The 12106-nt window shown below is 63.0% G+C and carries 10 protein-coding genes and 1 riboswitch; of the genes, 8 read left to right on the top strand and 2 right to left on the bottom strand.

Annotated features, from left to right (window positions below; genetic code table 11):
• The first annotated feature begins 97 nt into the window (after window positions 1–97).
• From ECTOBSL9_RS11855 to ECTOBSL9_RS11820, 8 genes are all read left to right on the top strand, one after another.
• Complete coding sequence (locus ECTOBSL9_RS11855; protein ID WP_168161559.1) at window positions 98–2251, top strand: TonB-dependent siderophore receptor; 2154 nt, start codon at window positions 98–100, stop codon at window positions 2249–2251.
• Between the two features lie 94 nt (window positions 2252–2345).
• Complete coding sequence (locus ECTOBSL9_RS11850) at window positions 2346–2831, top strand: hypothetical protein (RefSeq protein WP_156500114.1); 486 nt, start codon at window positions 2346–2348, stop codon at window positions 2829–2831.
• A gap of 100 nt (window positions 2832–2931) precedes the next feature.
• On the top strand, window positions 2932–4143 hold the full coding sequence (locus tag ECTOBSL9_RS11845; protein WP_063465225.1) for a hypothetical protein: 1212 nt from the start codon (window positions 2932–2934) through the stop codon (window positions 4141–4143).
• 117 nt (window positions 4144–4260) lie between these two features.
• Window positions 4261–4521 carry a MazF family transcriptional regulator gene (locus tag ECTOBSL9_RS11840; RefSeq protein ID WP_240480968.1) on the top strand — a complete coding sequence of 87 codons (261 nt, stop codon included), beginning with the start codon at window positions 4261–4263 and terminating at the stop codon, window positions 4519–4521.
• Window positions 4522–4839: 318 nt separating this feature from the next.
• Window positions 4840–5092, top strand: a riboswitch (cobalamin riboswitch).
• 146 nt (window positions 5093–5238) lie between these two features.
• Window positions 5239–7266, top strand: coding sequence for a TonB-dependent receptor domain-containing protein (locus ECTOBSL9_RS11835; RefSeq protein WP_063465224.1), 2028 nt, complete (start codon window positions 5239–5241; stop codon window positions 7264–7266).
• Window positions 7267–7315: 49 nt separating this feature from the next.
• Window positions 7316–8473, top strand: coding sequence for an ABC transporter substrate-binding protein (locus tag ECTOBSL9_RS11830; RefSeq protein ID WP_063465223.1), 1158 nt, complete (start codon window positions 7316–7318; stop codon window positions 8471–8473).
• Between the two features lie 5 nt (window positions 8474–8478).
• Complete coding sequence (locus ECTOBSL9_RS11825; RefSeq protein WP_063465222.1) at window positions 8479–9561, top strand: iron ABC transporter permease; 1083 nt, start codon at window positions 8479–8481, stop codon at window positions 9559–9561.
• Window positions 9558–10331, top strand: a complete 774-nt coding sequence (locus tag ECTOBSL9_RS11820; RefSeq protein WP_082829905.1) for an ABC transporter ATP-binding protein — start codon at window positions 9558–9560, stop codon at window positions 10329–10331. The genes ECTOBSL9_RS11825 and ECTOBSL9_RS11820 overlap by 4 nt, the downstream gene beginning before the upstream one ends.
• Before the next feature lie 6 nt (window positions 10332–10337).
• Here the strand turns inward: ECTOBSL9_RS11820 and ECTOBSL9_RS11815 are convergent, their stop codons facing one another.
• Both ECTOBSL9_RS11815 and ECTOBSL9_RS11810 read right to left on the bottom strand, forming a co-directional pair.
• The gene (locus ECTOBSL9_RS11815; RefSeq protein WP_156500113.1) at window positions 10338–10952 is read right to left on the bottom strand and encodes a VWA domain-containing protein; all 615 of its coding nucleotides are present in this window, start codon (window positions 10950–10952) and stop codon (window positions 10338–10340) included.
• A 47-nt stretch (window positions 10953–10999) separates the two neighbouring features.
• Window positions 11000–12103 (bottom strand): ATP-binding protein, encoded by a 1104-nt coding sequence (locus ECTOBSL9_RS11810; protein WP_063465221.1) that lies wholly within the window; start codon window positions 12101–12103, stop codon window positions 11000–11002.
• Between the last annotated feature and the right edge of the window lie 3 nt (window positions 12104–12106).

Below are 12106 nucleotides of genomic sequence, written 5' to 3'. Positions count from 1 at the left end.
AAGCCCGCCAACCGGCCATATCCGGTGAGCCAGCCAGGCCTTTTTCACCGATCGCTCTCCGCCCATGGGCAGGGGCGAAATGGAGAGTCTGGACCGCATGCCTCACCTGAACACGCTCAACCGCTCCTGCCCGCTTCCCATTGCCCGCCAGAAAAGCCCACTGACTGCCGCGGTGGTGGCCGGTACCATTCCCAAGATAGCCCTGCTGTTGCTGCCAGCCCTGGCCCACGCCCAGGTCGACCAGGCAACAACCGAGGCGTCCGCGGCACAACTCGAGACACTCACCGTCACGGCGGGCACCCGCACCGAACGCGCCCTGGAGCGCAGTCCTGCATCGGTGGAAGTGATCACCGCCGCGGACATCCAGAACAGCGGCTCCGTGCTGCTCTCGGACATACTGCGCAATCACTCCGGGCTGTACGTGAGTGCCGATGGCACCCTGGCCTCCATCCGGGGTGCCAGCCGGGATGACACGGTGTTCCTGATCAATGGGCGCCGCGTCTCGGGCGAGCCGAGTCGGCGCTATGAACTCAACCGACTCACCGCAGGGCAGATCGAGCGCATCGAGATCCTCAAGGGGCCAGGCAGTGTGCTGTACGGCTCCGACGCCCTGGGGGGCGTGATCAACATCATTACCCGCCAACCGCGAAGCGGGTTCGAGGCGGATGTGGACGTGCAGGCGGGGATGCGCGATGGCGGGGGCGCGGAGCGGTTATCCGCCAGCGCCAACCTGCTCGGGGGCAATGAGCGCACCCAGGTCAGCGTGCTGGCCAACGCCAGCACCCGCAATGCTTACGAGAGGGGCACTTCCGCCCAGGTGGGCGTCACCGGGCAACGAACGCCGCCCTCCGGGCACGGTGGACCCAACTCTCCCGTGCGTAACATCCAGGATGTTTACCGCTTCGATGAACAGCGGCTGGACGAGGCAGACGTGTACAACCTGGGAGTGACGCTGCGCCACCAGATCACCCACACCCTGCAGGGTGAACTGGAGCTGGGCTGGATGGAGGAGAGCCGTTCCCGGGACTATGTGAACGAGGGTCGCACCGACACGAACTACTCCAGCAATCAGGGCCAGACCATTCCTGCCTTCAACATCCCCACCCGCTGGACCGACGATAACCGTCGCACGGATGTCTCCGGCACCCTGGACTGGCAGCCCGATGAACGCTTCGGACTGCGTTACAACCTCTATCAGAGCCGCTATGAAAAGGAACGCTCAGTGACCGCGATCCCCTGGCGTGACCTGGGCTTTGACAACCGCGGCCAGACGGATGCAGGTGGCAGGGATACCATCCTGACCGAGACCATCAATGACCTGCTGGCCACCTGGAGCCCGTCGGCAGAACACACTCTGGCAGCAGGTGCACAATACCGGGATGGTGATGACCGCTGGCACGGCGGCGCCTTCGTCCAGCATGAGTGGAAGGCCAGCGAACGACTGGATCTGGTATACGGCGCCCGCTACGACGAAGCCAGTGTGGGCGAGGACAGCACCACCATGAAGGCTGGCGGCGTCTATGCCCTGACCGAAGCCACCCGCTTGCGCTTCAACTACGCCCAGGGCTTCAAGGTGCCCGAGAATCGCGACTACGACTCCAACCATATCAACCCGAGCGGCATGCCCATGCTCGGCGCCCATGTGTCGGACCCCAGCGTGGGCAAGACCCCCCATGACCTGAAGCCGGAACGGAGCGACACCTGGGAACTGGGCCTGCTGGGACGGGTCGGCGGCGGCCGCTACGAGCTTACCGCTTTTCATACCGACATCCGTGACCGCGTGGAGCGGGTTCGTGAACAGCCTCAGGACACCGAGTACATCACCTTCCGCAATGTGGGCGAGGCCCGTATCCGGGGGCTGGAAGCCCTGTTGTCCCTGCCCCTGACCCACACGGTGCATGCCGATCTCACCGGCACCTGGGTGGACGCGGAGAACCGCAACACCGGACGCACCCTTTCCACCAGTCCGGATGTCACGGCCGTGGCCGGACTCACCTGGGCGCCTGATGATGTGCAGTTCTGGCAGTTGCGCGTCCGTCATGTGGGTCAGCGCTATCTGGATGCCGACAATACCGAGCGGGACAGCCGCTACACCGTGGCTGACCTGACCGCCAGCTTCCAGCCCCGGACCTGGGACAACCTGGAACTTTACGGCGGTATCGACAACCTGTTTGACGCCAACAACAACAGCAGCCTGCTGGCCGACCCCGGCCGGTTTTACCGCGTGGGACTGCGCTACTCCCTACGATGAAACCCCTCTTCCCTGAACACCCTGGCAGATCCATTCAATGACAAGAGCACACTCATCCCGACCCCGGTTTTCGGGCCTTTTTCTCCTGTTGATCATGGCTTTACTTGCGACCAGCCCGGCGCAGGCGGATTCCGGAGCATCGCGGACCGCCCTGCATCTGTGCGATGACGACCGCGAGCATCTTCTCGGTCACATGCGGCAGTTCATGGAGATATCCAACGGCATCCTTGCCTCTGCACTGGAGGGTGATCATGAACGCATCGCCACCCTGGCCGAGGATTTCCGCCCCACCTCGGCCATGCTGGAACGCATGAAGTTGCTGGCGCAAGCCTATGAGGAAGAGGGTCGCCCCCATCGGACAAACCAGCGGGAGCTGAGGCGGTTCGAGCGCATGGCGGCCAATCTGTCCCCGGATTTCGTGGAGATGTACCGGGCCATGCGCCTGGGATTCGATGACATTGCCGAGCAATCCCGGCAGGGTGCCCCCAGTCAGGAGATCATGCATCGCCTGGTGAACGTGCAGAACGTGTGCATCGCCTGCCATCGACAGTTTGAGCTCGTACCCATGGAGTGTCGCTAAGCCATCCACAGCCGTACCCGGACAAGAGTCCGGGTTTGCCAGTAATATATTAGCAATTTATAATATACGGATATTACCCCATACACCCAAGGAACCCTCCATGCTCAAACGCGACCTCAATGAGTCGTACCATCCCCTCTTCTTCCTGGCAGCCCTGGGGGCAGGCGGTCTGGCCGTTTCGTTCTTCATGTACCCCATGTTTCTGGTGGAACGCCCCCAACCCTCCATGGCCACCTTCAATCACTTGTGGCCCATCCTCACCGGCCCGGTCACGCCCGCATCGGTCGGGCTGGCGCTGGTTCTGGTGGCCGTGGTGCTCTTCGCTGCCCTGCACTTCAGGCTGCTGATCTGGAACATCCGCGAATACCGCCAATTCCGCCGCACGCCGGCATTCGCCCAGCTGCGCAGCGGCAACAACGAGATCTCCCTGATGGCCATCCCCCTTACCCTGGCCATGTCCATCAACATGATGTTCGTGCTGGGCGCCCTGTTCGTGCCCAATCTCTGGTCGGTGGTGGAATACCTGTTCCCGCTGGCGCTGCTGGCCTTCCTGGCGGTGGGCGTGTATGCCCTGAAGATCCTGACCACCTACTTTGCCCGCACCCTCACCGAGGGCAACGTGGATTTTTCATCCAATAACAGCCTGGCGCCGATGATCGCCATCTTCGCCCTGGCCATGATCGCCGTGGGCCTAGCGGCACCGGCCATGATGAGTCAGACCCAGGCCACGGCCATTATCGCTCTCCTGCTTTCCATGTTCTTTTTCACCGCGGCCATCCTGTTGGCGGTGATCAAACTGGTGCACGGCTTCCAGGCCATGATGGTCAAGGGCATCAATGTGGCAGCCAGCCCCAGTCTGTGGATCATCATCCCCATCCTCACCCTGCTGGGCATCACCTGGATCCGGCTGTCCTATGGCCTGCAACAGGGCTTCGATCAGCCGGTCAACTACAGTTCACTGCTGATCCTGAGCGCCGCCATTCTTTCCGCCCAGATCCTTTTCGGGCTGATCGGCTATGCCGTGATGCAGCGCCTGGGTTATTTCCGCGACTATTCGCGAGGAAACCAGGGCAATGCCGGCACCTTCGCTCTGATCTGCCCTGGCGTGGCGTTCTTCGTCTTCGGCATGTTCTTCATTCACCTGGGGCTCATCAACAGCGGTGTACTGCAGGCAGGCAGCTGGGCACATCTTCTGGTCATGCTCCCGTTCATCGCCGTACAGCTGAAAACCGTTGAAGTCATGTGGCGCATCAAGCGCAACATCCTTGATGCGCCCGGCGATTTGAAAGCGGCGCGGACTACTCAGGGTTAGAATGGGCGCGACCCCATGATCAAGCAGCTCTGCCAGCGTCTTGAGCGGCGTTGACGACTACATCCAGCTGCAATTAAGTATCTACTTAAGTAGATACACCCAGCCCTGGAGATTCCCATGCAAAGTGAGATCAAACGCTGGGGAAACAGCGCCGCTGTGCGGCTTTCCAGCAAGATTCTGGCGCAGGCCAGGCTGGATGTCTCCAGCCCGGTCACCATTCACGTTAAAGCCGGCAAGATCGTGATAGAGGCTGCCGAAAAACCTGCCCGCAAGGTCAATCTTCCCTTTTCAGAGGCGGATCTTCTGAAAGGGCTGGATGCCCATGGCGCGCATGCGGATGAACTGGCTTCCCCCTCGGCGACCGAAATGGGGGACTGATGGCCCAGTACATCCCGGATCGCAACGACATCATCCACAGATCCTGTGGATATCTTTGTGGACAGCGTGTCGGCAAACCTCGAAAAGCCTGGCCTGACGGGCATTACCGTCAGATTGATCAAAAAATCGCCACCCCAGGCTAACTCGCTCATTTATATAGACTTATTAAGAACATTCCCCATGGGCGATTTCCCCTTGACAGAAAACCGTGCAATCGACTAGGCACCGGCCCGCCTGTGCACAAACACACGCTGCACGGGAGCCGGCTGCAGAATTCGCACCCACCGTCAAGTTGAATCGGCCCGAATTAACCTGATAGTCTCCGCGGTTGTTCTGGGTGCCTGCCGACCCTCCCGGTCTGGCAGGTTAAACGGGAAGTCCGGTTCAGCCAGCCCTGCCTGGCGAGTCCGGCACTGCCCCCGCAACGGTAGGTGGTAACGGCAGATTCTCTCATGCCACTGCGCGGCTCACGTCCTTCTCGGGCGGGTCGTGTGGGAAGGCAATCTGCCGGAGGGCGTCATCGCCCTCCAGGCCACAAGTCCGGAGACCGGCCCTGAACAGACCCGAACACTGCGGGGCGCTGCGGTCGGGGCCGGTCACGGATAACCCGCTCCCCTTCCGGTTGGTGAGTCCCTTTCGTTCGGCCCTCCTGCGTTGACACCCCGTGGTCTGTCCACCCGATCACCGCGCACGGGGTGGTGCGCGAAAGGAACCTCAATGCACAAACCGACCCCTCTTGTTCTGGCCATGATATCCGGCACCCTGGTGTCGCCAGCCTTTGCTGGCCAGACCAGCCATCATGCATCGGCCGTTGTCGAACTGGACCCCATCGTTCTCGAGTCCCGAAATCACTCCAATCGCCGAATCACCGACGAGGACATCCAAAGGCACCAGCCACTGGATGTGGCGGACATTTTCCGCTCCGAGGCCTCAGTGGACGTAGGCGGCGGCAGTCGCAACGCGCAGCGACTGTATCTGCGTGGACTGGAAGCCAGCAATCTCAACGTGAACATCGACGGCGCCCGGGAAGGCCGCAATCTCCATCAGCATCGCGGCAGCCTCAGCGGTCTGGACCCGGATCTCATCAAGCAGGTGGAAGTGGACCCACGTCCCTCGGCCGACCAGGGTCCCGGGGCACTGGGGGGGCGAGTGGAATTCACCACCAAGGACGCTCAGGATCTGCTCTTGCCTGGCCAACAGCAGGGCGTTCGTGTGAAAAGCGGTCATGCCAGCGCGGATGATGCGTTGCTCGGCTCTGCATCTCTCATGGCCCGGCTGAACGAGCAATGGGGCGCCCTGGCTCATCTGCGGGCCGTGAATCGTGATGATTACCGCGTGGGCGGGGGAGACACCATGCCCCATTCCGGTGGGCAGGATCGGGACTACCTGTTCCGACTCAGCCGCCTTCCCACCCAGGGACACGAGATCCGACTGGGCGCCCAGCGTCACACGCTCACCGGGGACCACCCCTATGGATCACGGGGGAGCGACTTCGGAGATCCTCGTCAGGACCAGGCCCAGGACGCGGTGGGTCAACGTCTGCGACAGCATCGCTGGACCCTGCAACACACCCATGATGCGCCCCAGCAGTGGCTGGACTGGATCGGTCGTCTCTATTACACCGATCATCAGCTGCAAAGACTCGATGACGGCACCCGCACCCGCACGCGGGAATACGGCGGCGACGCAAGGAACACCTTCCGTTTTGATCACGCGGACATCCAACACCGTCTGACCCTCGGCATGGACTACTACCTGGAAGAAGGTCGTACGGAAGGTCCGAGCATCACCAGCGAGTCCCGTAACCTGGGTGCCTTCATCCAGAATCGCATGCACCAGGGGCGGTGGTCGCTCTCCCTGGGGGCACGCTTCGACGACTTCTCCACCGAGTTCCACCAGCAGACGCTATCGGGCAATGCCATTTCCCCTAACGTCAGCGCACAGGTGGATATCTTCGGCGGCTGGACCGCCTTTGCTGGCTATGGCGAGGCCGTGAGTGGCGCCGGGATCATACCCATCGGCTGGATGGCCTACCTCAATGAGGACACCAACCTCAACGATGGCAAGCCCTTCAAGGCAGAGAAATCCCGACGACGTGAGGCCGGTGTGAGCTATGACGCGCGGGATGCCCTGCTGGAGAGCGACCGGCTGACCCTGGACTTCACGGTGTTCGACACCCGCCTGCGCAACAGCATCGACCGGGATGATCCCTGGGGAAGCCCGTTTGCCAGTGGGCGGTTCGGCCATGAGCCACCTTTCGTGGGCACGATCAGAAACCGCCAGGACACCCTGCGCACCCGTGGCTATGAGATCCGCGCCAGTTGGGGTATCGGCCGACACGATACCCGGCTCTCCTTCTTCAGCGCCGAAACCGTGGATGAGGATGGCAATCCTCAGTCTGTCTCTCGCCGACGGGGCGGTACCGGAGGTGACCGGTTCATCTGGGATCAGCGCTGGGCGGCTCTGGACAACCTCACCCTGGGCTACACGTTCACCTGGGTGGATGACCTCACCCGGGTACCCGACGATGCCCCCCAACGGGACGGTTACAGCCTGCACGACATTCAGGCCCAGTGGCAGCCCGGGATGGACGATCGCCTGAGCCTCTCCCTGGTCGTGCGCAACCTCCTGGACACCCGTTATGCCGAGCAGACCTCACTGGCCGATACGGATGCGGATGGGCGTCTACTGGTGCGGGACGAGCCCGGCCGGGATATCCGGCTCAGTGCCACATGGACATTCTGACGTGCCACATCTCATCAGGCAGCTCATCACTCAACTCTGGAATCATTCCATGACAGCCTCCTCCCCATCCCACCGATCAAACCGGTTCGATGCCCTCGTCGTGATTCTGACGGGGGTCATCGTACTCATGATGCTCGCGGCCTGCGATGCGCCCTCCTCCGGCAACTCCCAGGCCGTGGATACCGGAACAGCCCCACCCATGCAGGAAATCCAGGACATGCTGGGCCGGCAGGTCAGCGTGCCCAAGCAGGTGGAACGGATCGCCACGGTGAACGTGGATGCCTATCGCATGGTGGTTCATCTGCAGGCCGCAGATCGGCTGGTGGGCATTCCCGGCGACATGTTCGGCTCCCGGTTTTCCCGGGAAAAGACCATCGAGGCACTGGCGGTGGCCCATGTGGATGACATCCCCCAATTGGGGGGCGGTCAGCCTGGATCCGACATCAACCTGGAAAAGGTGGTGAGCGTCTCACCCGATGTGTTCTTCTACTGGGCCTTCAGCCGAGGCGACTCCACCCAGGCCATGGCAGATCATGCGGATCGACTGCAACGACAGCTGGGCGTGCCGGTCGTGGCAGTAAGCACCCTGGGCCGGGAACGGGATCCCGAAAGGATCATGGATGAAATCGAGCGGGCCTATGGTCTGATGGGCATGATTCTCGATCAGGAAGCCCGTGCCCAGGCACTGCTTGACCGTTACCGCCAGGAAGTGTCGTCGATACAGTCCCGCATCCAGGGCGAAGGCACGCCCCGCGTCTATCTGGCTCATCGCACCAATCTGTTCAGCAACGTGGCCTTTTATTACCCGCTGGAACAACTGAGCGCCACTCACGTGGCATCCACACGGCGCGGCCGCGATGGGGAAGTATCGGCCGAACAACTCCTGCAGTGGGACCCGGAACATATCTTTCTGCACACCCCCTCCCAGGCCAGCCACGTGGCGTTGGACAGTGTGCTGGAGGATGCCCGGCTTCAAGGCGTGGCGGCCATCCGTGATGGTCAGGTTCACCGCTTCAAGGGCACCTACATGGGCTGGGATCTGGCCACCGGGCTGGTGGATCTGATCCGCATGGGCAAGATCCTCTATCCAGACGCCCTTGAGGATCTGGACGTGCAGGCCCGGGGCGAGGACATCCTGCACACGTTTTATGGCACACCTGGACTGTATGAACACCTGTCCCGGCAAAGTGGCTTCAAGGATCTGTGAGCCCCATGGAACCCACCCCCAAAGCAACCGGCCCTGCCCGGTTGCCTGATGCCATTGCCACCTATCGGCAGCAGACTCGTCGCCGTGGCCTGCTGCTGACGGCCCTGGCCCTGGCTCTGGTGGCCATCAGCCTCCATGGTCTCACCCTGGGAGCGATGGACATCCCTGTCGTGCAGACCGTCCTGGCCCTGATGGCCCCGGCCTTTCCTGGGGAGCTGGTGCCGCAGGATATCCACAACGTCGTCTGGAACATCCGCCTGCCACGCCTGATCACCGCCCTCACTGCCGGCATGGGGCTGGCGCTGGGCGGCGTGATCCTGCAAACCCTGCTGCGTAACCCCATGGCCTCGCCCTTCACCCTGGGGTTGTCCTCCGGCGCCTCCCTGGGGGCGGCGCTGGTGATCATTTTCGGGTTTTCCGCCTTTGGCATGGTGGGCATCGTGGCCAATGCCTTTCTGTTTGCCATCGGAGTGTCGCTGCTGATCCTGCTGATCGGTCAGTGGAAAGGGGCCACCCCCATGAGTCTGATCCTGGCCGGGATCGCGCTCATGTACTTCTTTGGTGCCTGCACCACACTGGTGATCTACTTCTCCGACGCCTATGCCACCCGCGAGGTGATGTTCTGGACGGTAGGCAGCCTCAGCCGGGCCAACTGGGAAAGCGCCACCCTGATCACCGTGACGCTGCTTGTGGTGCTGCCGATCTTTTTGTGGCGAGCGGTGGATCTGAACCGTCTGCTGCTGGGAGATGACACGGCCAGGAGCCTGGGCCTGCCGGTGGAGCGACTGCGCATCCTCATGATGCTGCTGGTCTCCCTGCTGGTGGCTGTGGTGGTGGCCTTTACCGGGGGGATCGGTTTTCTGGGCCTGGTGGCCCCGCATCTGGCTCGCCTGATGATCGGCACGGATCACCGGTTTCTGCTCCCGGCCACGGCCCTGATGGGCGGACTGCTGCTGGTGGTGGCGGACCTCATCTCCTTGCATGCCTTTGCACCGGTGGTGCTGCCGGTGGGCGTGGTCACCGCCTTCGTGGGATCGCCGTTGTTCATCTACCTGATCCTGCGCCGTCGTGCCGGAGGTGGCGCATGAATCCGCTGGATATGCTGAGGGTGGATGATGTCTCGTTCGGTTATGGGCGCGGAATACGCACCCTGAAGAATGCAGGACTCCAGGTCCGTCCCGGCGAGGTGGTCGCGTTGCTCGGGCCCAATGGCTCGGGCAAGACCACCCTGCTCAAATGCGCCATGGGCCTGCTCAAACCGCGCAGCGGACAGATCACCCTCAATGGCCAGGACCTGCAGCGCATGCCCCGGTGGCAGGCAGCCCGGCATCTCTCCTATGTACCGCAGGCCACGGATATCGTCTATCCCATGACCGTGTTCGAGAGTGTGTTGCTCGGGCTTCGGGATAGCCCCTGGTATCCGGATCAAGCGTCACTGGAAAAGGTGGAACGGGTTCTGGAGCGAATGGAACTCACCTCGCTGGCCACCCAACCCCTGGATGAACTCAGCGGCGGGCAACGCCAGAAGGCCGCCATTGCCCGGGCCCTGGTGCGGGACACCCCCTACCTGCTTCTGGATGAGCCCACCAATCATCTGGACATGAAGCACAAGCGCGACACCCTGGAGATCCTGCGCGAGCGGGCACGGATGCAGCAGCAGGGCATCCTGGTGGTGCTCCACGAGATCAACATCGCCACGCAACTGGCCGATCGGATCGTGCTCCTGGACGATGGACAGGTGGTCACCTCAGGCCCTCCCAAGGAGGTCATCACCCCTGAACACCTGCGCGCGGTGTACCAGGTGGATGTGGGGATCGCCCATCAGGATGGACTGCCGTTCGTCATGGGCTATCGCTGAGTGGATTCAACCGGACTCCATGAACGCACTCACTGGCCAGCACGGTGCCTGCCAGGATCGGGCGATGCGCTGGGCACCGCCCAGGCGGATGGTCTCGGTCTCGAAATCCACCACCTGACAAAAGTCCGCGATGTCGGGGCGCGGGGGTTGCTGGGTGGTGCGACCGTCGGTGAGCAGCCACAGGCCGATGGGCTGATCCGGATGGCGGCGTTTCACCTGGGCCATGAGGGCCTGTGCCCGTTGCAGACCGGCCCCCACGGGGCTGCCCCCACCACCGGGGATGGGCGCGACCCAGGCGTCACTGCACAGGGGGGCCCGGGAGGGTGGCCTCAGGATGTAGGCACCCTGACCTGAAAACCCCACCACCGCCAGTTCTGCCCGCTGGGTGTACAACTGATGCGCCCAGGCGGTGATCAGACCCTTGGCCATGGCCAGCTTGTCCTGTTTGAGCATGGAGGCAGAGCAGTCCAGCACCAGGCAGTACAGCATACCGGCGCCACCCCGGCGGGGGCGGTAGATCAGATGCCGGCGGTGCAGCGGATCCGGGCCCTTGTTGAGCAGCGTGCGGTGCCAGTGGATCCCCCCCTCCGGGTGGCTTTGCAGGCGACGCCACCGCCCCATTCCCGGTGCGCGCCCATCCGGCAGCCGCCCGGCCGCCGGCGAGCGCGTCAGGGCTTTTTTACCGGCAGCGGCCTCACGTCGGCCAGGGCCCTGATGGGGGTGGGTTCGGGAGGCAGTGCACCCCAATCCTGATCATCGCCGGGGCGATCCGTATGGACAGGCGCTCCGGCCTGGGATCCACCCGGGTTCTCCATGCTTCTGTCAGGCGATCGGGATGAACCTGCACCTTGCTGCGGATCAGGTCGGTCTGCCCCTGGTGAGTCGGGGCTCGATGCATCACCGGGAGACGACGAGGAGCGATCACGGCGCCGATGCGCCAGCACCAGCGCCTGCACCGCGTCGATGTCCGTATCCCGGATATGGGAGGCACCTTCCAGGGCGGCATGGGCCCGGGCGGCCCGCAGCATCACCAGGTCCGCGCGGACTCCTTCCACGCCGGCGGCAAAACAGTATTCACTCACCCGATCATGCACCGCATCGGTGAAGGCCAGGGATTCGAGCCGGGCACGGGCCTGGCGGATACGATCCTGAAGGGTCGTCTGGTCCGCGGCATGGGCACGGATGAAAGCCTCGGCATCCGCCTCGAAGGCCAGACGCGCCCGCACGATCTCCCGGCGCGTGGGGGCGTCGATCATGTCATTCAGGCGCACCAGCAGACCGAAGCGATCCAGTAACTGGGGCCGCAACTCGCCCTCCTCCGGGTTCATGGTGCCCACCAGCACGAAGCGCGCCTCATGCTGATGGGAAATGCCGTCACGTTCCACACGATTCACACCGCTCACCGAGACATCCAGCAACAGATCCACCAGGGCATCCGGCAGCAGATTCACCTCGTCCACATAGAGCACCCCCTGGTGGGCGCGGGCCAGCAGGCCCGGCTTGAAACAGGCGTTCCCCTGCTTGAGCGCCGCCTCGATATCCAGCGAACCCTGCAGTTGCTCCTCGCTGGCCCCCAGGGGCAGATTGACGAAGCCGCCATCGGGTAGCAGCTGCGCCAGGGCCCGGGCACTGGTGGTCTTGGCAGCGCCCCTCGGCCCCTCGATGAGCACACCACCGATCAAGGGATCGATGGCCGCCAGCAGGAGGGCATTCTGCAGCTGGGGCACCCCCTTGAGGGCGGTGAACGGATATTGGGTCGACAGGGCAGTCATGGG

The organism is Ectothiorhodospira sp. BSL-9 (assembly GCF_001632845.1).
Classification (GTDB): Bacteria; Pseudomonadota; Gammaproteobacteria; order Ectothiorhodospirales; family Ectothiorhodospiraceae; genus Ectothiorhodospira.
This window is presented reverse-complemented; position numbering and strand designations above follow the sequence as displayed.